The organism is Flavobacterium silvisoli, from assembly GCF_004329815.1.
In the GTDB taxonomy this organism is placed as follows: domain Bacteria; phylum Bacteroidota; class Bacteroidia; order Flavobacteriales; family Flavobacteriaceae; genus Flavobacterium; species Flavobacterium silvisoli.
Map to the genome: position 1 here is coordinate 264,468 of NZ_SJPE01000002.1, position 21,610 is coordinate 286,077.

Genomic DNA, 21,610 nt, shown 5'->3' on the forward strand with positions numbered 1-21,610 from the left:
CAGAACAAACTCTTTTACATGTAATTTTAAAGTTAAACAAAAAAGCCTCACTATATGTGAGGCTTTTTTACTAGGTGAATCAATAATTAAAATTCATTCAACATTTTCGAAATTTCGTCCAACTTAGGCGTTAAGATAATTTCGATTCTTCTGTTCTTGGCTTTGCCTTCGGGGGTGTCGTTGCTCATGATAGGGGCAAACTCTCCGCGACCGGCCGCCGTTAGGTTTTTCTTTTGAATACCGGCATTTTCGCCCAAAATATTGACGATGGCTGTAGCTCTTTTGGTTGATAAATCCCAGTTATTTTCTACTCCGCCACCAATGGCTCCGAAAATTTTATCGTTATCGGTGTGGCCTTCAATCAACACGGTAATGTCAGGGTTTTGTGCCAACACTTTACCTACTTCCACCACGGCTTTTCTTCCTTCGGTACCTACAGCCCAGCTTCCGGTTTGGAACAATAATTTGTTTTCCATAGACACGTAAACTTTTCCGTTTTTCTGTTCTACAGTCAGTCCTTTACCTTCAAAGGCGTTCAGAGCTTTAGACAAGGTTTCTTTCAATTTTTTCATGCTGGCATCTTTGGCCGCAATCATGCTTTCCAACTCGTTTAAACGCTGCGTGCTCGAAGCGAGGTCGTTTTTCAGTTTATTCAAACGATCCTGTTCGGCAGCAAGAGCCTTTTGTTTAGCTTCCAATTGTGCCAATAACTCGCGGTTTTTGTTCATATTGGTTTCTAAAGCGTCGTTGCTGTTTTTTTCCAATGCAGCGTAGGAATCTTGTAAGGTTTTAAGATTACTGGCCGTGGCAGCACAGTCGGATTGGAGTTTGTCTTTCTCCGCTTTGATTTTGCTGAGCTCTGCCGTAAGCGATTTGTTGATGGAGTCAAACTGAGCATTGGCTTTGTGCAACTCATCGTTTTCATCGGTCAGCGAACGATTTTCTTTCTTCAAATCGGTGTACTTGTTCTCCAAATCGTTGTAGATTTTTTTGGAAACACAAGAACTCATCATTCCCAACAATACTACACCTAAAATTGTTCTTTTTATCATATTACTATTTTTAATCTATTATCTGTTGTCTATCCGTCTATCATCTATTAATCTAAAATCAATCTATCTCCACCAGTACCGGGCAATGGTCAGAATGTTTAGCCTCGGGCAAAATCACGGCTCTTTTTAAGCGGTCGCGCAGGGGTTCGCTGGCCAGGCAATAATCAATACGCCACCCTTTATTATTAGCACGGGCATTGGCACGGTAGCTCCACCAACTGTAGTGATGAGGTTCCTTATTAAAGAAACGGAAGGTATCGATAAAGCCGCTTTTCATAAACTTATCCAACCACAAACGCTCTACCGGCAAGAAGCCCGAGACATTTTTGTTGCGCACCGGGTCGTGTATGTCTATGGCCTCGTGACAAATGTTGTAATCGCCGCAGATGACCAAATTCGGGATTTCTTTCTTCAGTTGGTCAACATACTTTTGAAAATCGTCCATATACATAAACTTGTGATCCAGTCGGTCAATGTTGGTACCCGAAGGCAGGTAAAGGCTCATCACCGAAAAATCGTCAAAATCAACACGGAGGTTTCTGCCTTCAGCATCCATATAGTCGATACCGGTGCCGAAAACTACATTGTTGGGTTTTATTTTAGATAAAATGGCCACGCCGCTATATCCTTTTTTGGCAGCGGGAAACCAATAGTGATACGGATAACCCGAAAGTTCCACATCGAGCAACGGAATCTGATCTTCGGTAGCTTTTATTTCCTGCAGGCAAATTACATCGGGGTTGGCTTGCTGCAACCAATCTAAAAAACCTTTAGAAATAGCTGCCCGTATGCCGTTTACGTTGTATGAGATGATCCTCATAAAGGTGGGTTTAGTGTTTAACGTTGTTCCATTCGGCCCAAATGACCTTGGGCTCAAAAGTAGAGAAAAACCTAAACATTTGAAACTCATAAGTCATAATAAAAAATTAAAATTAGGCAGTGAATTCGCTTTTTTCTGAAAGCTATTTAAGCAGAATTGTTATCTTTGTTTCTTACTCAAAAATCAGAAGTATACATGGGTTTAGTTACTGCCAAAGAGGTTGCAAAAGCGATAAAAGCTGATAAATATGGGGTTTTCGGAACTTTTTGTGGCTGGTTACTAATGAAAGCTTTAAAAATTTCAACCTTAAACAAAATTTACGACCGAAATAAACATTTAAGCGAAGTAGAATTCCTGAATGCTATTTTGGATGAGTTTCAAATCAAATTTGAAATTCCCGAAGAAGACTTTAAACGATTGCCCAAAGAAGGCGCCTATATTACCATATCCAACCATCCGCTTGGCGGCATTGACGGTATTTTACTTTTGAAGTTAATGCTCGAAAGAGAACCTAATTTCAAAATTATTGCCAATTTTTTACTGCACCGTATTGAGCCGATGAAGCCTTATATCATGCCGGTGAATCCGTTTGAAAATCACAAAGACGCCAAATCAAGCGTTATCGGAATCAAGGAAACCCTGCGCCATTTGAGCGACGGCAAACCCCTGGGGATGTTTCCTGCCGGTGAGGTTTCGACCTATAAAGACGGACAACTGGTAGTAGATAAAGACTGGGAAGAAGGCGCTATCAAAGTCATCCGAAAAGCTCAGGTGCCGGTAGTTCCTATTTATTTTCATGCCAAAAACAGCTATTTCTTTTACCTTTTATCCAAGATCAATCCAACACTCAGAACCGCCAAACTTCCATCGGAATTGCTGACTCAAAAGGACCGGGTAATCAAGGTGCGTATTGGTAAACCCATTTCGGTAGCCGAACAAAATGAACACAAAAGCATCGAAGAATATTCAGAGTTTTTGAGAAGAAAAACATACATGCTGGCCAATTCCTTCAACAAGGAAAACAACCTTTTCGACCCTCAAAACCTGAACCTGAATTTAAAATCACCCAAAAACCCGAAACAAATTGTAAAACCGGCCAACCACGATAAAATACTCGAAGAAATTGCCGCTTTAAAAGACAGCGATTTCCGTTTGCTGCAAAGCAAAAACTACCTGGTTTTTCTGGTTCCGGCCGATAACATCCCGAATATTCTTCACGAAATAGGCCGTTTGCGCGAAATTACCTTCCGGGAAATTGGTGAGGGAACTAACGAATCCATCGATTTAGACCGTTGCGATTCCTATTACCACCACATGTTTTTGTGGGATGACGAAGCCGAGCAAATTGCTGGAGCTTACCGCATGGGATTGGGTTCTGAAATTTTTCCGAAATACGGCATAGAAGGGTTTTATCTTCAGGACTTATTCCGATTTGAACCCGAATTGTATGACATGATGTCTAAATCCATCGAGATGGGAAGGGCCTTTATTGTCAATGAATACCAACAAAAACCAATGCCGTTATTCCTGCTTTGGAAAGGAATCGTACATACCACGCTGCGGTATCCGGAGCACAAATACCTCATTGGTGGAGTAAGCATCAGCAACCAATTTACCGAGTTCTCCAAATCGTTGATGATTGAATTCATGAAGTCGCATTATTACGACCCGTATGTGGCGCAATACATTCACCCGAAAAAAGAATTCAAAGTAAAACTCAAGGATGCCGACAAAGATTTTGTCTTCAACGAAACCGAGGCTGATTTGAATAAATTTGACAAAATCATTGATGAAGTAGAGCCGGGAAATTTGCGTTTACCGGTGTTAATCAAAAAATACATCAAGCAAAATGCCCGGGTAGTGGCGTTTAACGTAGACCCCATGTTCAACAATGCCGTTGACGGGTTGATGTACATCCGCATAGCCGATTTGCCCGAAAGCACCGTAAAACCGGTTATGGAAGAATTTCAGGCCGAGCTGGAACGAAAAGAAAAGAATTATAAGTAAGCATAAAAAAGGCAACCTCATTGGTTGCCTTTTTTATTATTCTTTTGCCACTTGTTCCTGAAAGGTTTTCCAGTCTTTCTCGGAAATAGAGGATTTGTTGTTCAGTTTTTTGCCCTTGATATACTCCAGGATGTATTTGGCGCGTTCTTCCGATTCGGGATGATCGGCTATCCAGCCCATGCCTTCGGGCATTTTTCGGTCCTGAGCAATTTGGTACATAAAATCAGCCATGGGTCTGGGGTCGATGTGTGCTTTTATCATATACTCTACGCTGGTGATATCGGCTTCTTTTTCGAGTTTGCGGTCATAGGCTGACGAAGACAAGGTTTTGAGAATTTGTTTGGCCAGTTGCCCTCCCTTATTTCCGCCGGCAGCCGTCAAAAGGACAGAATATCCGATTTCTTTAGAGAGTTTTTTCATCACATGATTGCGTTCGATATGAGCAATTTCATGACCCAGTACGCCCTGTAGCGCTTCTTGCTTTTTACAATCTTCGATTAAACCGGTGTACACCACCAAATGATTATTGGGCAAGGCAAAAGCATTGATTTCATCTTTAATCACAAGGTGAATCTTCAACGAATCGCGTTCGATATCATTGGCTTTACAAAGAGGATTTACTAGTTTATCTAAGGTTTTGATCAGTGTATCATTGGTAACCATTTGCTCGGAATCCTGAATTTGAGACCAAATCATATCGCCCAATTTGGTTTCCATAGTATGCGTTCTCTCATTTACTTTGAAGAGCTTCATAAAATCTATTTGAGAAAATCCGAACCAAATCAGAAAAAATCCCGCTACGATAATCAGTCCTTGAATTAGTGTTTTCTTTATCATCAGGGTTTACAGATTAAGTTAGTAATGTTACCAAAAAACAAGAACTTGATGTGTTTTCCTTTACGGGTTTGCACGGCTGCGTAAATGGTTGAAAAAATCTCCAGTAAATTAAAGATAATCACGGTAAAGATGTAGGCAAAGTATTGATTGCTTACCTTTTCATCGGAAAACACTATGGAAACTGTCCACCAAAAACTGGCGCTGTTGATGCCCAAAAGGGCTAATTGTGAAAACAATGCTTGTGTACAATGCCAACGCACATAATACGTTCCTTTCCGGTTGGCCAAATAAAAGAAAAAAGTAGCCAGCAAATTGATAATCGGCAAAGGCAAACCGGCAATAAGGGCCACCAGAGACATCAAATAGCTGTTAGACGCTTTTTCGCGTTCGTGTTCGCTGGGTTTATAAGTAAAAGAGGTTTCCTGTATCATAAATGTTTGTATAAATTCCAAATCCAGTTGAGCACCACCAAGAGCACCAAAAATGGGGCAAGTCGTGGGGTTCTGAGTAATGCTTCCGTTTTTTTATATCGGATATAAAAAGTTTCTTTTTGTAAAACGATATCGGCAAAAATCCAAATGGGCAAAACGGTCATTATTGTCGCCACCAGTATTCCAAAAGGATTCACGAGCAGGGATTCGGTTATTTTTCCTTTCATAAGCAGCAAAACTGCTCGAGTAGTACCACACGACGGACAAGGATACCCCGTCACGTTTTTGATGATACACACTCGAACAGTGTCATTTTGTACCGCATGCGTTTGGTAAAAAAGATAACTGAATCCGGCGAAACAAGCTATAAGCAATAAGGAATATAACTTATTCCGGGTCATTTTTTAGTAAAGTGAATTTTGGAAAAGCTCCATGTTTTTTTCACGGGTAGCTCCCATGATTAGGAACCAGTCGATGATGGTCCAAATCCCTAAGCCCCCACAAGTCAACAATTTTCCGATTCCCATACCGGTATCGCCTATCATGAAACGATCGATTCCTAAACCTCCTCCCAATAACGAAACAATGATACTGGTAGTAGGATCTTTGAACTGAAGGGTTTGTACCATACCCCATTTTGAATCGTCCAGACTAAGTAATTTTTCTCTGATAGCGTTTAAATGATGTCCCTCGAAGTACTTGGCATTTGTCATCATGAACATGTCAACCTTTTGTGATTCCATACGTTTTGTTTTTTATTTGGTTAGTTAATTGATGGCTCTAATATATAAAATTCTTATAAAAAAATCATTTCAGACCCAACATTTATAACCCTTTTTTACAAAGCGCTGTCCACGGGTTCCCAAAGTTCTATTTTATTGCCCTCGGGATCAAGTATCCAACCGAATTTTCCATAGTCATAACTTTGCATTTCCCCAACTATAGTTACCCCTTCTTCTTGTAAAGCGGCTAATAAAGCTTCTAAATTGTGTACTCTGTAATTAATCATAAATGGTTTATCACTGGGTTCCAAATAGTTGGTTTTGGCATCAAATATAGACCATTGGGTGGTGCCGTCATTGCCTTCAGCATCCTTCCATTCAAAGGACCATCCGTAAGGTCCTGCCGGAATTCCAAGGTGAGTTGCATACCATTCATTCATTGCCTTTGGGTCCTCACTTTTGAAGAAAAAACCACCCAAACCTGTTACTCTCTTTAAATCTTTGTTACTCATGATTGTTCTTTTTTATAAAATACAGTTACCGCCAATAAAAGTAAGATTCCCTCAGCAGTAAAGAAAAACATCTGATTAAAAACATCCTGAACAATATAACTGCAGCCCAATCCAAAAGCAATTAACCCGATACTCAGATACAAAACCTGAATTCGGGCTACGTGTTTTCCTTCTAAAACAGGCTTTGCTAAAAAGAACATCCAGATACCCGACAAGAGCATCATGATGGAAGAATAAAGCCAAATCATTTGCATGCTTTGGGTGGCACTGCCGTTGATTTCTCCTTTTTGTATGTGTTCTAAAACCGCAGGAAATCCCACGAAAGCATGGGGAATGAATTGCAGCAGGGTCAGTACACCCACCACAACCACTAAATAGTAACTAACTTTGTTCATATTCTTTCGGTTAAGGGTTATAAACAAAGCTAGTAAATACCGAGCAATTATTTGATGACTTTTTTGGTAACCTTTACCCCATCTTCAGAAGTGAGTTGCACCAAAAGCAACTGATTGGTGGAATCGGTATTTATAATAGTTTGAGTGGCATTGATTCCTTTTTTCTCAAGCAACAATCTGCCTTGTACATCAAAAACCGAAACAGCAGCCAGTTTCACAGCACCACTGTTGACAACCAATTCGTTAGCTGAAGTAGTATAAAGCACCACCTGATTGGCATTGAACTCCGGAGCCGCAACCGCTAAAGGCAATTGATACAACAACTGAAAACGAGAATCAAAATTACCTGCTGCTGAAGAAAACGTATACCCTCCGGTATGTAAATCATGAATGATTCCTGTGGTATTGTCTTTTAAATAAATGGCTTGATTTCCCGAAAACAATCCGTCTGCATGATCCAAAGCGATGGTATAATCTCCGGCAGCGGTAGCCTTAAAGTATAACGGAACCACATCATCAGCGGCAAACGGCAACGCTCTGCCTTGAATGGCATAGGGAGTTGAACCAATAAGAGACGTCAACGACACTGAGCCGTCGTTCATGGCTTTCCCGTCAACAGAAGCGTCCACGCCCTGAGTGGCGTTGGCTACATATCCAATTAACGTTTGCGAAAAAGCACCGGATGCATTAGTAACATTCAACCAAATTCTGTTTTTTTCCACATTGTTAGCCGCCGTTCTAAAAAACTGGTTGTCGTGATTGAAAATACGCATCGTATTATCAAAATTCAAAGCCGTTCCATTCCCGGTAGCTTCCACAAAAAAGCCCTGACCAATTTGTATAACCCCGTTCGGGTCAACGGCCTGGGGATCTTCATTGGTAACAAAACCTAAGGTTGACCAGGTACAATAAGCCGCATTTAGGGCATTATTGGTTTTTCTCCAAAAGTAAAGTGTTCCGGTAATGTTATCACTATTGGCCGTTACAAAACTAGTAGCATCCAAGGGCGATGGATAAGGGTTTCCCACCAGGTTGAATCGTTTCCCTACACCATAATCAGCCATCGTATAAGTATAATCCCCGTTATTGGGAACCCCTGCAAACTGACCGGTCCAAATGGTAGGTGTAGTAGCCGGGTGATTGTTAGGTATTCGTATCAAATAACCCGTGGCATTTGCAAAAGTTGTGGTAGACGGATCGGTTACATCATACAGATTGGTATTGGTATTGTACTTATAAAAACGGATATTGTTGGGACTGATATTAGAAGTTTCCGGAGAAAACGCCAACAAGGTTTGCGTACCGGCAACAGGAGAAGACCACAAGGTATAATCCAAGCGTTTCAACAATGAACTGTTGCGCTTAATAATAATGGCTCCCGAATTCGTATTGGTTGTTCCATCCTGAATCAAATTGGCATTGTTATTAAACACCACTAAACTTCCGGGTTCTACGATAAGACTTCCTGTCAAGCTTACGGTATCACCTGAAGAAATCACCACACTGGCATTGTTATTTATGGTTAGCGAATTGGCATCAAGATTTACTCCACCCGAAATAAAAGTACTCGATATCACGGCATTCATCGTAAAATCGGGCGCACCATTATCCCAAACTCCACCAGACCACGTTGTTGTAACCAAATTGGTTTGATTCGTCGATTTTAAGGCAACTGCTCCCGAAGAAGCCAACCCGTGATTAACATTGCCGTTATGCTGTGCATTCCCGTTTATACTGCTTAAAAACAACAATGGCAGTAAAATATAATGAAGTGGTATTTTTATTTCCATAATTATTGAGTAGTTAAGGAGTTAAACGTAAAGAAACAATCAGGTAGTCTTGGGGATACTAATATCTATCAAATATCCGAAAGATAGAGTTACTCCTTTTCTCAAATTAGACCAAAACACTTCTCTTAAAGACGAAATGACATTTATTGTAGATGAAATGTATTTTTATCGACTAAATACAATAAATAATGGTTTTCACGACATCACATCGACACGCAGTATAAAAAAATCCCTGTCGGACAACAGGGATTGAATTGCTTTTATGTAGTAATCAGCAGAATAATTGTAAAATCTTATCCACTATGGTTTGTGCCAACTTTTGATGGCTTTCAAAAGTCCAGCCCGCGATATGGGGCGTCAGTAACACATTCTCCGCCTGCAGCAGGTATTCAAAGGCTTTGGGTCTTTCGGTATCGATAAATAAATTTTCGAAAGACAATTTCTCGTATTCCAACACATCCAATCCGGCTCCAAGAATTTTACCCGATTCCAAAGCGGCGACCAAATCATCGGTCACTACATTTTTTCCGCGCGAGGTATTGATAAACCAAAACGGCTTAGCAAAAGCATGGATAAAATCGGTGTTGATCATCTTATCCGTTTCGGGCGTCCAAGGAATGTGAAGACTGAGCACATCCGCTTTGGCTTGTAATTCCGAAAGCGATACTTGTTTGGCATTGCCATCCCCCACATTTGGGAGTAAATCGCAACACAAAACGTCAACGTCAAATCCGCGTAGTTTTTGTGCAAACGATTTTCCCATATTACCATACCCGATAATCCCCACCGTTTTCCCTTCCAACTCATACCCACGGTTGCCTTCGCGCACCCATTGCCCTTGTCTGATAAGCCTGTCCGCGCGGTTCAGTTTGTTCATCAACGACAACAACATCCCCAAAGCGTGTTCGCCCACAGCGTTGCGGTTGCCTTCCGGAGCGGCAATGAGTTGTATTCCCTTAGATTCGGCATAGTCGCAATCAATACTTTCCAAACCGGCACCCACACGGGCTATAAATTTTAAATTAACAGCTTTGTCAATAAACTCTTGGTCTATTTTAAAACGACTTCGAATGACCACACCTTGATAGTTGTGGATTTTAGCTTCAATTTCAGTTTTAGACGAAGTAAAGTCGGCTTCGTTTTGAAAACCGGCCTGCTCCAATTGGTCCCAAAGCAAAGGATGATTGCTGTCGAGGTGAAGGATTTTGGTGTCGTGTATGGACATGGTCGTGTGTTGAAAGCGTAAAGGTAGCATTTTGATGAAAATAAAAAAAGCCGACAGATTACTCATGACGACTTTCAATCAACTTAACTAAACTATTTTTATTTTTTCAAAACTTCTGTTACGGTGCCCAATAAGACATTCGCTCCAAGGGCCAAATCTTCATACGAAGCATATTCCAGCGGATTGTGACTGATGCCGTCTTTGCAGCGCACAAAGATCATACCGTAATCACAAGCATAGGACAACGCGAGTGCATCGTGAAACGGACCGCTCATGAGTTCGGGGGCATCCAACTGCATTTTTTCACATTCCGAGTGAATGATTTTTTTAATCCAATCGGCACAATAGCGCGGCTCGCTGTTGGTGTCTTCGGAGATGGAATACTCCAATTTATGTTTGGCACAAATGGCCGCTATGCGGTCGCGAAGTTGTTGTTCATATCGGTTTCTGCGGTCCAAATCAATATCGCGCAAGTCCACCGTCATTTCCACTTCTTCGGCGATGATGTTACGCGAAGCCGGAAACACTTTCAACGTTCCCACCGTCCCTACGGTTGGATTTCCGGGTACCTGCGTGGCAATTTCGTTCAAAGCGATGGTGATTTCTGCGGCGCCCATCATGGCATCGCGGCGCATCGGCATGGGCACCGAACCGGCGTGGCCCGCCATTCCTTTCAATTTGACCGTCCACCACAAGGGCCCTGAAATTCCGGAAACCACGCCAATGGGTTTGTTGCTGTAATCTAAAATCGGCCCTTGTTCGATATGCAGTTCCAAAAAGCAGAAAATGCTTCCGGGTTGGTATTCGGAGACTGCGAATTTAGTGATATCACAGCCAAAATCTTTTAACGCTTGCGCACGGGTAATGCCGTCTTGGTCTTTGCGTTGCAATTCGCCTTCTTCCAGTTTTCCTAAAATGCCGCGAGAGCCGAAAAGCCCTTTGTTAAACCGCCAGCCTTCTTCATCGGCAAACGAAATGACTTCGATGGAACGCTCCGGTTGGATCCCGTTTTCGTGCAAAGTCCTAACGACTTCAATAGCACACAATACACCGGCCACCCCGTCAAAGCGGCCACCATAGGGTTGGGAATCGAGGTGAGACCCCATCATCAAAACAGGCAAGCCGGGATTTTTACCTTCCAGTCTGCCAATGAGGTTTCCGAAGTTGTCGATGCGGACCGACATCCCAGCTTCTTGCATCCAGGAGCCTGCGAGTTCAAAGGCTTGCTTTTCCAAGGCAGTATGCGCCGGGCGGCAGGTTCCGGTTTCGCCGATTTTGCCTATTGCTGACATCGCTTCAAAATACGATTGAAGACGCACATTGTTTATTTTCATAAGTTATTATTACTGTTAACCGCGTGAGGGATTGGAGCAAGTACCGTGTACTGCGGAAAGCCCGACCCGTAGGGGCACGCCCAAAATCTTTCTTCTTGCTTCTTGTTTCTTTCTTCTGATTAGTGGTCGTTTAACGGACGTCCTTCGCGTTGCCAGTCTTTCCAGTTTACATACTCAGGAGCCACACGGTGTTCAACCATGGTGATACAGCCGTCAACCGGACACACGAGTTTGCACAAATTACAGCCCACACATTCTTTTTCGTTGACCGTGTAATTGTTATACGGATTGCCTCTTTCGATGTTAATGGACTGGTGCGAGGTGTCTTCGCAGGCGATGAAACACAATCCGCAATGGATGCACTTGTCCTGATCGATGTTGGCGATGTGATGATAATTGATATCCAAATCTTCCCAATGGGTGATTTTTTCTACGGATTTTCCGATGAAGTCGGTGGTTTTTTGATAGCCTTTTTCGTCCATCCAATTGCTCAATCCTTCACACATGTCTTCCACAATGCGGAAACCGTGATTCATCGCCGCGGTACACACCTGTACCGAAGTGGCACCCAACAACATGAACTCCACCGCATCTTTCCAAGTGCTTACACCGCCAATTCCCGAAATCGGAACTTTAGAGGTTACCGGGTCCTGAGCCACGGTGGTCAACATTTTGAGTGCAATGGGCTTCACGGCCGGGCCGCAATAGCCGCCAAAAACACTTTGTCCGGCCACATACGGATTGGGAACCAAGGTGTCTAAATCCACTCCGGTCACACTTTGAATGGTATTGATTAAACTCAACGCATTCGTTCCGCCTTCTACAGCCGCTCTGGCCGTTGGCACTACGGAATGTACATTCGGAGTCAGTTTGGTAATGACCGGAATCGTCGCTTTTTCCATGACCCATTCCACCACCATTTTGGCAATTTCGGGATCTTGGCCTACGGCGGCCCCCATGCCGCGTTCGGTCATCCCATGCGGACAACCAAAGTTGAGTTCGAAGCCCATGGCACCGGCATCTTCGGCTTTTTTAATCAGCTCGTGCCAAGCGGTGCGGTTGTTATCGGCCATGAGCGAAACAATCATGGCACGGTCGGGGAACATTTTGACGACTTCAGTGATTTCGCGTAAGTTGATTTCCAGCGGTCGGTCGCTGATCAGCTCAATATTGTTGAACCCCATCATGCGTTTTCCGCCATAATTCACGGATGAATACCGCGAGGATACATTTTTGACTTGGGAACCTAAGGTTTTCCAAACGACACCCCCCCAGCCCGCTTCGAAAGCACGGACTACGTTTATTTTTTTATCGGTGGGCGGCGCACTGGCCAGCCAAAAGGGGTTTGGTGATTTGATGCCTAAAAAATCGGTGGATATATCTGCCATATTCTTAATTATTAAACGTTGGTTTTAATTCGGATTCGATGATGTAATCCGGGGAAATGATGTGTTTCAAAATCGCAGCGGCTCCGTCTTTTCCGGCCTGTACCGCATCGACTACTTCGCGGCCCCCGTTGACGCAATCGCCACCGGCAAAAACACCGGCCATTTTGGTGGTTGATTTTCCGCTTACGGCAATCTTTCCATTGTTGTTTTTGATGTTATTGGCATTCACCAAAGAGGTGAAAGGCATTTGCCCTGCCGCTTTGATGACCATGTCTACGTCGAGTGTAAAGGTTTCGCCTGAAGCTATCGGACTTCTTCTACCGCTGGCATCGGGTTCGCCGAGTTTCATGACATCACAAACCAATTGGGTAACCTTTCCGTTTTCGCCTTTGATTTCTTTTGGTGCGGCTAACCATTCGATTTTGCAACCGTCTAATTTGGCAATATCCAATTCTTTTTGGGTACACGGCATTTCGGCTTGCGTTCTTCGGTACACCAAAGTCACCTCGGAAGCACCCAAACGTTTGGCTTGGGTGGCCGCGTCAATCGCGGTCATTCCCATACCGATAACCGCCACTTTATCGCCTACGGCTATTTTGGAATAATCATTGTTTCTTAATTCGTAAATAAACTTGATGGCATCTTCCACACCTTCCAAATGTTCGCCCGGGATGTCCAACTGTCGCGCCATTCCGACTCCAAACGCCATATACACGGCATCGTAGTTTTGTTGTAAATGCTCCAGCGTAACGTCTTTTCCGAATTCGTGATTGTATTTGATGTCGATGCCGCCAATGGACGTAATGTAATTTACCTCATCTTCGCAAAACTGCGGCGTTACTTTGTAGGCTGCGATGCCATACGTCATGAGTCCACCGCCTTTGGCTTCTTTTTCATAAATCGTCACATCGATGCCTTCGCGGCTCAACGTATGCGCACAACTCAATCCGGCCGGACCGGCACCAATGATGGCTACCTTTTTGCCTTTCGAAGGTTTACGGTCAAACAACTGCCAGTTGTTTTCCATCGCTTTTTCGGTAGAATAACGCTGCAAACGGGCAATATTAATCGGTTCCTCGTGCATCATGTTGTACACACAGGCGCCTTCACACAACTTTTCTACCGGACACACCTTGCTGCAACCGGCACCCATGATGTTGGAGGCCAAAATGGTATGGGCCGAACCTTTGAGGTTGTCGGTGGCAATTTGTTTGATGAATTTCGGTACATTAACAGATGTCGGGCACGACTTCATACACGGCGGGTCGTAGCAAAACAGACAACGGTTGGCTTCGGTTAACGCTGCGTCGCGTGTTTCAAAAGGCGGGTGGATATCGGCAAAGTTCTCCTGATATTCGGCCGCAGTTAATCGGTTATTTTTAATACTCATATTTTTTCTATGTTAAATTTTTGAATGGTAACTGCTGAATGGTAACTGTCAAATGCTTTTTTTATTCAACATTCAACATTTAGCATTCAACATAATTAGCTATTAAGGTGCTGTTATCTCTCCATACGTTTCCGGTCTTCGATCACGGTAGAACTGCCATTTGCTTCGGACTTGTTCGATGAGATCCAAATCGAATTCGGCCACCAGCAATTCATCTTCAAATTCAGAGGCACAGGCAAAAATTTCACCCAACGGATTCACGAAATACGAGGTCCCGTAAAAACGTCCGAGGTTCCAGGGTTTTTCTTCTCCCACACGGTTGATGCACCCCATAAAATAGCCATTGGCCACCGCATGCGCCGGTTGTTCCAATTTCCATAAATACTGGGATTGCCCGACAGTGGTTGCAGAAGGATTGTACACGATTTCGGCACCGTTCAAGCCCAAACAGCGAGCGCCGTCGGGGAAATGACGGTCGTAGCAAATGTACACGCCCACTTTGGCATACTTGGTTTGAAACACAGGATAGCCTAAGTTCCCCGGTTTGAAGAAATACTTTTCCCAAAAACCGCCCGTTTGCGGAATGTGATTTTTGCGGTATTTACCCAAATAAGTGCCATCGGCATCAATCACGGCCGCCGTGTTGTACAACACGCCCGCTTGATCCTTTTCATACACGGGAACAATAATCACCATGTCGTATTTTTTGGCATACGCCGCCATTCGTTCGGTAGTCGGTCCCGGAACGGGTTCTGCGGAAGCATACCATTTGGAATCCTGCCCCGGACAAAAATAAGGTGTGTTAAAAATTTCCTGAAAACACAAAATCTGCACCCCTTGTCGGCCCGCTTCTTCAATATACGGAATGTGCTTTTGTACCATGGCCTCCATGATTTCGGGGATGGTGCCTTCGCCTTCCGTTTTGGCCAAACTCAATTGAATGAGTCCTGATTTTACGATTCTTGCCATTTTAGTTGATAGTTGACGGTTGGCGGTTGATGGTTTCCTTGTCTTTCCGACAACTAACAACTATCAACCAACAACCATTTTTAAATTTTTCCGTCTACTTTATTGCGTTTCACAAATTGGCCGTAACCCTTTTGTACTTTACATTCATTATTGTCAATGACTACTTTACCGCGAAGCAACACGGTCTTTACTTTTCCTGTCAATTCCCAACCTTCATACCCGCTATAATCCACATTCATGTGATGGGTTTTGGCGGAAACAGTGTGTTTTTCGTTGGGATTCATTAAAATGATATCGGCATCGCTGCCAATGGCAATCGTTCCTTTTTTGGGGAACATCCCAAAGATTTTAGCGGCATTGGTCGATGCCACTTCCACGTATTTATTCAAGGTAATTTTGCCTTTGTTAACGCCTTCGCTAAAAAGTAATTCCATACGGTTCTCGATGGCCGGATGCCCGTTCGGAATTTTGGAGAAATCATCCTTACCCATCAGCTTTTGTTCCCACATAAACGGACAATGGTCGGTAGCCACTACGTTGACCAGGCCTTGATTCAATCCGGCCCAAAGCGTTTCCTGATCTTTCTTTTCGCGCAAAGGCGGTGACATCACCCATTTGGCGCCTTCAAAATTTTGTTCGTACAAGCTCGCATCCAAAACCAAATACTGAATACAGGTTTCTACAAACACGTGTTGGTTTCTTCGGGTGGCAAAACGCACGGCATTTAACGCGCCTTCACACGTTAGATGCACAATATAACCGGGACAACCGGTGTAATCGGCCATATCGGCAAAGCGACTGCTGGCTTCGGCTTCGGTGACTTCGGGTTGGGATAAATAATGGTACAAGGGTGCGGTCTTTCCTTCCGACTTGTGTTTGGCAATCAAAAAATCAATCATGTCGCCATTGGTCGCATGCACGTTGATCAAACCGCCGTGTTTTTTGACTTCCTGCATCAAACCCACCATTTGGCGGTCGTCGATCATCAACGCACCTTTATAGGCCATGAAGGTTTTGAAAGAGGTGATGCCTTCGACTTCGATAAAATGCCGGATTTCTTTTTTGGTTTCCTCATTAAAATCGGTTACCGCCATGTGGAAACTGTAATCGCCTACGGCATTGTTGTCGCTACGGCCTTTCCATTCCTGTAGGGCAGATTGCAGGCTTTTACCTTGGGTTTGCAGGATAAAATCAATCACCGTCGTCGTTCCGCCAAAAAGTGCGGCACGGGTTCCGGTTTCGTAATTGTCGCTCGAATAGGTTCCCATAAACGGCATGTCGAGATGCACATGCGGGTCAATACCTCCCGGCATAACTAACTTCCCCGAAGCATCAATGACTTCATCGGCTTGCACGTTTAAGTTTCTGCCTATGGCCGAAATGGTTTCGCCTTCTATAAAAATATCCGCTACATAATCATCGGTTGCGGTGATGATTCTTCCGTTTTTGATTAAAACACTCATTTCTATTTTATGTTAAATGCTGAATGCTGAATGTTGAATTGGAGTTGTTTAAAATTCAACGTTTAACATCCAACATAATTTTATTTCTTCTTCATTAAAATATAATACATCAATCCGCTGATGCCAAAGCCTACAAACCAGGCATAGTGGTATAGTTCCGAAATCCAACCCGGGAATGCAGTGGCATCCACCACTTTAATTGTCGTTAAAAAACCCGGTACATTCGGGAGAATCCCTATCAGTAAAGCCCAAATAGCTTTGTGATTAAACCCTTTGGTAAAACGGTATATTCCTTGGCTGTTGTATAAATCATCCACCGCTAAAGTCTGTTTTCGGATGAAATAATAATCAACGATCATGATGCCGCCCACAGGCCCAAGCAAACTGGAGTAACCCACCAACCAGGTAAAAATATACCCGGATGGGTCGGCGATTAATCTCCATGGGAAAATTAAAATCCCAATGATTCCGGTGATATAACCGCCTTTGCGAAAATCGATTTTACTCGGTGCCAGATTGGCAAAATCGTTGGCCGGACTCACTATATTGGCCGCTATGTTAGTAGCCAATGTTGAAACCGCCACGGCTATCATGGCCAAACTGACCAATACTTTGCTGTCAAACTTTCCGGCTAAAATTACCGGATCCCAAATCGTGGTTCCGAATACAATCGTGGTGGCCGAAGTCACTACGACCCCGACAAAGGCAAACAGTGTCATCGAGGTAGGCAAACCGTACAATTGCCCTTTGATTTGTGCGTTTTGGGAAGTGGCATAACGCGTAAAATCGGGGATGTTTAAAGACAACGTGGCCCAAAAACCGACCATACCGGTCAAGGCCGGAAAAAAGAATTTGAAGAAATCCGAACGGGTCGCAAACTTGGACGGTGTGTCTAAAATTGGCCCTAATCCATGCGCTGCATTCAGCGCCCAAAGCAATAACGCCAAAGCCGCTACCGGAAGAAAAATCGCCTTGAATACCAGTAATTTTCGGATGCTGTCGACACCCAAATACACCACATACATATTGAGCAACCAAAATAGGAAAAAACAAATCGCGGGTCCGGTTTGCAAGCCCCAGGAATCGGGAAAAATTGGCGTCAGGGTTTCTAAAGCCGGAATCCACAACCGCAGCATTTGGTATAGCGCAAAGCCGCCAATCCAGGTTTGGATACCAAACCAACCACAGGCCACTATGGCCCTGAGTATGGCCGGTATGTTGGCGCCCATCGTTCCGAAACTCGCCCGGGCAAACACCGGAAACGGTATGCCGTATTTGGCGCCCGCGTGACCGTTGAGAATCATCGGAATCAAAACAATGGAATTGCCCAAAAAAATAGTCAGTATGGCCTGCCACCAATTCATACCGCCTTCAATCAACGAACTCGACAACATATAGGTCGGAATACAGAGACTCATGCTGATCCATAAGGCCGCATAATTCCAAGTCGTCCAGCTTCTTTTATCGGCAGAAACCGGCGCCAAGTCTTCACTGTACAAAGACGAATTTGTAAGATGTTGATTTTCGGACATGATTGGTATTGGTTAAACTAGGGCCGCGTCGGAAATTTTGAGCGCTTCGCTGATGATGGCTAACCCTTCATCGATTTGGGCCTCGGTGACACACAACGGCGGTGCGATAAAAATGTAGCCCCAACGCACAAACGTGTACATGCCGAGTTCTCGGATTTTGGCCGCAATCTGATTGGTAATTTTCAAATCGTCGCCGGCGGCGTTGTAGGGTGCCATTAATTCGCCGGTGGCTTTGTTTTTTAAGACATCCAAACAACCCAACAAACCGGTATTGCGGAAGGCTCCCATACTGGGGTGTTGTGCCCGCATGGCTTCGATTCTCGATTCGAGATAGGCGCCCATTTTGCGGGTATTTTCGATTAGGTTATCGCTTTCGTATATATTGATAACCGCCAAAGCCGCGGCCAATGCCACCGGATGACCGTTATAGGTCAACCCAATCATCATGGGTGTGTTTTCAAATTTTTCGGTAATTTTGTCGGATACCATCAAACAGCCTAACGGCAAATACGACGCAGTTAAGCCTTTGGCCATACATACCATATCGGGCACGATGTCGTGGTTCTCAAACCCGAACCATTTACCGGTACGCCCAAAACCGCTCATGACTTCATCGGCGATGAACAGGATACCGTATTTTTCGCAAAGCGCTTTTACGCCTTTTAAGTAGCCTTTCGGATAGTGCAAACAGCCCGAAGAACCGCTTTCGCCCTCAAAGATAAAGGCCGCAATATTGGTTTTGCCTTCCAAATGAATGACTCTTTCGACGTATTCCAAACTTAAACTTAGCTTGGTGGCTTCGTCTAAATTTTTCATGCCAAAGAAATAATACGGGTCGTCGAGATGAATGGCATTGGGCATTTGCTGGGAATCGTTGGCCAATTTTCTCGGGTCGCCGCCTACCGACATCCCGCCGATGGAACCGCCGTGAAACGCGCGATACCGTCCAATGATTTTGTGTCTTCCGGTATAGAGTCTTGCTAATTTGATGGCGTTGTCAATCGAAGACGTCCCACAAAGCGTATAGAAGGCTTTGTTCAAATCGCCCGGGCAGATTTCGGCCAGCTTTTTGGACAGTTTGGCGCGGATTTCCGTGGTGCAGCTGGGCGTCACAAAACTGACTTTTTGCATTTGCTCCACTACGGCATCGGTAACGCGTTGGTCGCCGTGGCCGATATTGACAGACATCAAGCCCGACGAAAAATCGATAATGCGGTTGCCGTCATAGTCGTATAAATAAACGCCTTCGGCCCGTTCGATGGCGATGGGATTCACACTCGCTTGGGCTGACCACGAAAATAAACTGTATTGTTTACTGTCGCTTATAATTTGTTCCTTGGTTAAGGTTTGTTCTTTAGTAATCATTCTTTTATTATTTTGACCCGAGCGCTAGCGAACAGATCGTTAGATAATTTTGAATGTTAAATGAGGTTTCCTTTTAAGCATATCCCCTAGCCCCGATTCCTTCGGCAGTCGCTTCGCTCGTGTGCAGCAAGCTACCGTGTAGCGCGGAAAGCGGGATTAGCTCCTAAAATCATTCAACATTTAGCATTCAACATTTAACATAATTCATTAACTCATCCAGTTCACGCCGGCTTCGGCATTCCATTTGACGGTGCTTTTCTTGAGTTTCGTCCAAAACTCGATGGAGCTTTTTCCGGTGATATCGCCCACGCCGAATTTACTCTCGTTCCAACCGCCAAAACTGAACGGTTCGCGCGGCACCGGAACACCCACGTTCACGCCTATCATCCCCGCACTGACCTTGTCGATGATGTAACGCGCCATACCGCCGTTTTGGGTAAAGACACTGGCCGCATTTCCGTAGGGATTTTTGTTTTCGATAGCCAAAGCTTCATCGACGGTGTTGGTGCGCATGATGGAAATGACCGGGCCGAAAATTTCTTCGCGCGCCACGCTCATTTCGGGGGTTACATAGTCGATGACGGTTGGACCGACATACGTTCCGTTTTCTTTTCCGGGTACTTTGGTGTTTCGGCCGTCGACTAATATTTTGGCGCCGTCTTTCTCGGCTTGGGTGATATACCTTTCGATGCGTTGTTGGGAAGCCGCGTCGATCACGGCACCAAGGTTTTGGCCGGGTACAATTTTGCGCGCTTCGTCACAAATTTTGGCGATGATATGATCCACATTGCCCACGCCTACCATAGCCGAAGCCGCCATACAGCGTTGTCCGGCACAGCCCGACATGGAAGCGGCCACGTTTTGCGCCGTCATATCCGGAATGGCATCGGGCAACACCATTAAGTGGTTTTTGGCACCGCCCAAGGCTAAACATCTTTTTAAATTTTGAGTGGCGCGTTGGTAGACAATTTTGGCCACTTTAGTGGAACCGACAAAAGAAACCGCTTCAATATTTGGGTGGTCACAAATGGCGTTGACGATATCGACACCGCCGTGCACGACATTGAACACACCATCAGGCAGACCGGCTTCTTTTAATAATTCGGCGATTCTGCCACAGCTCAGCGGCACTTTTTCGGAAGGTTTGATAATCATGCAATTCCCCAACGCAATGGCATTGGGAATCGTCCAATTGGGCACCATCGATGGGAAATTAAACGGCACTATGGAAGCGACCACACCCAAAGGCACATGTTCCGTTCGACATTCCACTCCTTTGCTGACTTCCAACAATTCTCCTGTTATCAATTGCGGCAACGAAGTGGCGAATTCCGTCAACTCGATACATTTTTCGATTTCGGCTACCGATTCGCCGTAGGTTTTTCCGTTTTCTTCGCTGCAGAGTTCGGCGAGTTCTTTGAGGTGTTTTTCCAATAAGGTTTTATAACGGAAGAAAACCTGCACGCGTTCTTTAATGGGTGTTTTGCTCCACCCCGGAAAGGCCGCTTGAGCCGCTTGGACGGCATTGTCTAAATCGTTGCTGTTGGATAAAGGGACTGTAGATAAAAAACTCCCGTCTAAGGGAGAGATGACATTTAACGTTTCTGATGTGGTTGCCGGGACGAACCGCCCGTTGATGTAATTCTGAATTGCTGGGTATTTCATTGAAATTGTTATTATTTTACAAATATTTTAATAAAAGTACTAACAAATACTCAATAAACAAATTTTAGTAATGAATTATTATCATTTTACTATTTTTAGCTACAATTGATAAGCATTTTCAAGCATCGGAACACAAAAACATTACAAATCAGCTGTTTTCATAAAAAGTACATTGGGTTAATAACAACGAAATGTTAATGAAAACCGTTTTAGAATATAGCTTCGTTATAAAAAAAACTTATTTTTGTGACACAACAACACAACTAAACATCATGGAAGAAAAAACAACTAGTTACAGAGAAATTGGTCCTCTGAACCAATTCACTGTAACCATTAATGAAAAAGATGAGCCGCCTACCGCTTTCATCACCGTCAAAAAGAACGGCAACAAAGGAGAAGCCCGTTTTCAAACTACTCTTGACGACTTAACCCAAATGGCCAAAGTGGCCAACATGGCCAAAGCCAAATTCAAATCCATCAGAAAAAAACAGGAAGCTCAAAAAACAAAATCAGAAACTGAATCTTTTGAAGTCTTTGAAATTCAGGAAACCGTTTTGCCTCCGATTGATGAAAAAGATTTAAAAAAAATCATAACCGAATATTTTAAAGACGTACAAATCGAACAATTAGCCCAAAGGTATGCATACAGCGAAGAACAAATCCGCTACCACATAGAAAAGAAGGGAATCGTATTGTTTGACTAACCGCTGGAT

Annotated in this window: 20 protein-coding genes; 2 read left to right on the plus strand and 18 right to left on the minus strand. The window is 44.0% G+C overall.

Annotated elements, in window-relative coordinates:
* Positions 1 to 86: 86 nt before the first annotated feature.
* Together EZL74_RS03490 and EZL74_RS03495 are read right to left on the minus strand one after the other, a co-directional pair.
* Entirely contained in the window at positions 87 to 1,052 is a 966-nt protein-coding gene (locus tag EZL74_RS03490) for an OmpA/MotB family protein (protein WP_131475200.1), read from the minus strand.
* 58 nt (positions 1,053 to 1,110) lie between these two features.
* Positions 1,111 to 1,872, minus strand: a complete 762-nt coding sequence (locus EZL74_RS03495) for an exodeoxyribonuclease III (RefSeq protein WP_131475201.1) — start codon at positions 1,870 to 1,872, stop codon at positions 1,111 to 1,113.
* Positions 1,873 to 2,067: 195 nt separating this feature from the next.
* Here EZL74_RS03495 and EZL74_RS03500 point away from each other — a divergent pair, with 195 nt between their 5' ends.
* Complete coding sequence (locus tag EZL74_RS03500) at positions 2,068 to 3,879, plus strand: GNAT family N-acyltransferase (RefSeq protein WP_131475202.1); 1,812 nt, start codon at positions 2,068 to 2,070, stop codon at positions 3,877 to 3,879.
* 36 nt (positions 3,880 to 3,915) lie between these two features.
* Here EZL74_RS03500 and EZL74_RS03505 read toward each other — a convergent pair whose 3' ends face one another.
* The 16 genes from EZL74_RS03505 to EZL74_RS03580 form a co-directional block, all read right to left on the minus strand.
* A complete protein-coding gene (locus tag EZL74_RS03505; RefSeq protein WP_161971686.1) occupies positions 3,916 to 4,632 on the minus strand; it encodes a M48 family metallopeptidase in 717 nt (238 codons plus the stop codon).
* An 83-nt stretch (positions 4,633 to 4,715) separates the two neighbouring features.
* Positions 4,716 to 5,147 carry a DUF4870 domain-containing protein gene (locus tag EZL74_RS03510; protein ID WP_131475204.1) on the minus strand — a complete coding sequence of 144 codons (432 nt, stop codon included), beginning with the start codon at positions 5,145 to 5,147 and terminating at the stop codon, positions 4,716 to 4,718.
* Complete coding sequence (locus EZL74_RS03515) at positions 5,144 to 5,548, minus strand: DUF2752 domain-containing protein (RefSeq protein WP_131475205.1); 405 nt, start codon at positions 5,546 to 5,548, stop codon at positions 5,144 to 5,146. Before EZL74_RS03515 ends, EZL74_RS03510 begins: the two co-directional genes overlap by 4 nt.
* Before the next feature lie 3 nt (positions 5,549 to 5,551).
* Positions 5,552 to 5,890: a TM2 domain-containing protein gene (locus EZL74_RS03520; protein WP_131475206.1), complete on the minus strand. Its 339-nt coding sequence runs from the start codon at positions 5,888 to 5,890 to the stop codon at positions 5,552 to 5,554.
* Positions 5,891 to 5,985: 95 nt separating this feature from the next.
* Entirely contained in the window at positions 5,986 to 6,381 is a 396-nt protein-coding gene (locus EZL74_RS03525) for a VOC family protein (RefSeq protein ID WP_131475207.1), read from the minus strand.
* The gene (locus EZL74_RS03530; RefSeq protein WP_131475208.1) at positions 6,378 to 6,776 is read right to left on the minus strand and encodes a hypothetical protein; all 399 of its coding nucleotides are present in this window, start codon (positions 6,774 to 6,776) and stop codon (positions 6,378 to 6,380) included. The genes EZL74_RS03525 and EZL74_RS03530 overlap by 4 nt, the downstream gene beginning before the upstream one ends.
* Positions 6,777 to 6,823: 47 nt before the next feature.
* On the minus strand, positions 6,824 to 8,566 hold the full coding sequence (locus EZL74_RS03535; protein WP_131475209.1) for a T9SS sorting signal type C domain-containing protein: 1,743 nt from the start codon (positions 8,564 to 8,566) through the stop codon (positions 6,824 to 6,826).
* 271 nt (positions 8,567 to 8,837) lie between these two features.
* A complete protein-coding gene (locus EZL74_RS03540; protein ID WP_131475210.1) occupies positions 8,838 to 9,791 on the minus strand; it encodes a 2-hydroxyacid dehydrogenase in 954 nt (317 codons plus the stop codon).
* Positions 9,792 to 9,889: 98 nt separating this feature from the next.
* Positions 9,890 to 11,125 (minus strand): M20 family metallo-hydrolase, encoded by a 1,236-nt coding sequence (locus tag EZL74_RS03545; protein WP_131475211.1) that lies wholly within the window; start codon positions 11,123 to 11,125, stop codon positions 9,890 to 9,892.
* Positions 11,126 to 11,244: 119 nt separating this feature from the next.
* Complete coding sequence (preA, locus tag EZL74_RS03550) at positions 11,245 to 12,513, minus strand: NAD-dependent dihydropyrimidine dehydrogenase subunit PreA (RefSeq protein ID WP_131475212.1); 1,269 nt, start codon at positions 12,511 to 12,513, stop codon at positions 11,245 to 11,247.
* Positions 12,514 to 12,517: 4 nt separating this feature from the next.
* Positions 12,518 to 13,903 (minus strand): NAD(P)-dependent oxidoreductase, encoded by a 1,386-nt coding sequence (locus tag EZL74_RS03555; protein WP_131475213.1) that lies wholly within the window; start codon positions 13,901 to 13,903, stop codon positions 12,518 to 12,520.
* Between the two features lie 102 nt (positions 13,904 to 14,005).
* A complete protein-coding gene (locus EZL74_RS03560) occupies positions 14,006 to 14,872 on the minus strand; it encodes a nitrilase-related carbon-nitrogen hydrolase (protein ID WP_193553745.1) in 867 nt (288 codons plus the stop codon).
* Between the two features lie 80 nt (positions 14,873 to 14,952).
* A complete protein-coding gene (gene hydA, locus EZL74_RS03565; RefSeq protein WP_131475214.1) occupies positions 14,953 to 16,335 on the minus strand; it encodes a dihydropyrimidinase in 1,383 nt (460 codons plus the stop codon).
* 80 nt (positions 16,336 to 16,415) lie between these two features.
* Positions 16,416 to 17,867 carry an NCS1 family nucleobase:cation symporter-1 gene (locus tag EZL74_RS03570; protein WP_131475215.1) on the minus strand — a complete coding sequence of 484 codons (1,452 nt, stop codon included), beginning with the start codon at positions 17,865 to 17,867 and terminating at the stop codon, positions 16,416 to 16,418.
* 12 nt (positions 17,868 to 17,879) lie between these two features.
* Entirely contained in the window at positions 17,880 to 19,232 is a 1,353-nt protein-coding gene (locus EZL74_RS03575) for an aminotransferase class III-fold pyridoxal phosphate-dependent enzyme (RefSeq protein ID WP_131475216.1), read from the minus strand.
* A 207-nt stretch (positions 19,233 to 19,439) separates the two neighbouring features.
* On the minus strand, positions 19,440 to 20,897 hold the full coding sequence (locus EZL74_RS03580; RefSeq protein WP_131475217.1) for a CoA-acylating methylmalonate-semialdehyde dehydrogenase: 1,458 nt from the start codon (positions 20,895 to 20,897) through the stop codon (positions 19,440 to 19,442).
* 272 nt (positions 20,898 to 21,169) lie between these two features.
* On the opposite strand from EZL74_RS03580, the gene EZL74_RS03585 reads away from it, so the two are divergent.
* Positions 21,170 to 21,601, plus strand: coding sequence for a hypothetical protein (locus EZL74_RS03585; protein WP_131475218.1), 432 nt, complete (start codon positions 21,170 to 21,172; stop codon positions 21,599 to 21,601).
* Positions 21,602 to 21,610: the final 9 nt, after the last annotated feature.

What these genes read in the sequence shown, in the direction of transcription:
- EZL74_RS03490 (WP_131475200.1), bottom strand. Translation starts at nt 1,052, where the DNA reads ATGATAAAAAGAACAATTTTAGGTGTAGTATTGTTGGGAATGATGAGT.
- EZL74_RS03520 (WP_131475206.1), bottom strand. Translation starts at nt 5,890, where the DNA reads ATGGAATCACAAAAGGTTGACATGTTCATGATGACAAATGCCAAGTAC.
- EZL74_RS03575 (WP_131475216.1), bottom strand. Translation starts at nt 19,232, where the DNA reads ATGATTACTAAAGAACAAACCTTAACCAAGGAACAAATTATAAGCGAC.
- EZL74_RS03510 (WP_131475204.1), bottom strand. Translation starts at nt 5,147, where the DNA reads ATGATACAGGAAACCTCTTTTACTTATAAACCCAGCGAACACGAACGC.
- EZL74_RS03495 (WP_131475201.1), bottom strand. Translation starts at nt 1,872, where the DNA reads ATGAGGATCATCTCATACAACGTAAACGGCATACGGGCAGCTATTTCT.
- EZL74_RS03570 (WP_131475215.1), bottom strand. Translation starts at nt 17,867, where the DNA reads ATGTCCGAAAATCAACATCTTACAAATTCGTCTTTGTACAGTGAAGAC.
- EZL74_RS03555 (WP_131475213.1), bottom strand. Translation starts at nt 13,903, where the DNA reads ATGAGTATTAAAAATAACCGATTAACTGCGGCCGAATATCAGGAGAAC.
- hydA (WP_131475214.1), bottom strand. Translation starts at nt 16,335, where the DNA reads ATGAGTGTTTTAATCAAAAACGGAAGAATCATCACCGCAACCGATGAT.
- EZL74_RS03505 (WP_161971686.1), bottom strand. Translation starts at nt 4,632, where the DNA reads ATGAAGCTCTTCAAAGTAAATGAGAGAACGCATACTATGGAAACCAAA.
- EZL74_RS03530 (WP_131475208.1), bottom strand. Translation starts at nt 6,776, where the DNA reads ATGAACAAAGTTAGTTACTATTTAGTGGTTGTGGTGGGTGTACTGACC.
- EZL74_RS03540 (WP_131475210.1), bottom strand. Translation starts at nt 9,791, where the DNA reads ATGTCCATACACGACACCAAAATCCTTCACCTCGACAGCAATCATCCT.
- EZL74_RS03545 (WP_131475211.1), bottom strand. Translation starts at nt 11,125, where the DNA reads ATGAAAATAAACAATGTGCGTCTTCAATCGTATTTTGAAGCGATGTCA.
- preA (WP_131475212.1), bottom strand. Translation starts at nt 12,513, where the DNA reads ATGGCAGATATATCCACCGATTTTTTAGGCATCAAATCACCAAACCCC.
- EZL74_RS03525 (WP_131475207.1), bottom strand. Translation starts at nt 6,381, where the DNA reads ATGAGTAACAAAGATTTAAAGAGAGTAACAGGTTTGGGTGGTTTTTTC.
- EZL74_RS03585 (WP_131475218.1), top strand. Translation starts at nt 21,170, where the DNA reads ATGGAAGAAAAAACAACTAGTTACAGAGAAATTGGTCCTCTGAACCAA.
- EZL74_RS03560 (WP_193553745.1), bottom strand. Translation starts at nt 14,872, where the DNA reads ATGGCAAGAATCGTAAAATCAGGACTCATTCAATTGAGTTTGGCCAAA.
- EZL74_RS03535 (WP_131475209.1), bottom strand. Translation starts at nt 8,566, where the DNA reads ATGGAAATAAAAATACCACTTCATTATATTTTACTGCCATTGTTGTTT.
- EZL74_RS03580 (WP_131475217.1), bottom strand. Translation starts at nt 20,897, where the DNA reads ATGAAATACCCAGCAATTCAGAATTACATCAACGGGCGGTTCGTCCCG.
- EZL74_RS03515 (WP_131475205.1), bottom strand. Translation starts at nt 5,548, where the DNA reads ATGACCCGGAATAAGTTATATTCCTTATTGCTTATAGCTTGTTTCGCC.
- EZL74_RS03500 (WP_131475202.1), top strand. Translation starts at nt 2,068, where the DNA reads ATGGGTTTAGTTACTGCCAAAGAGGTTGCAAAAGCGATAAAAGCTGAT.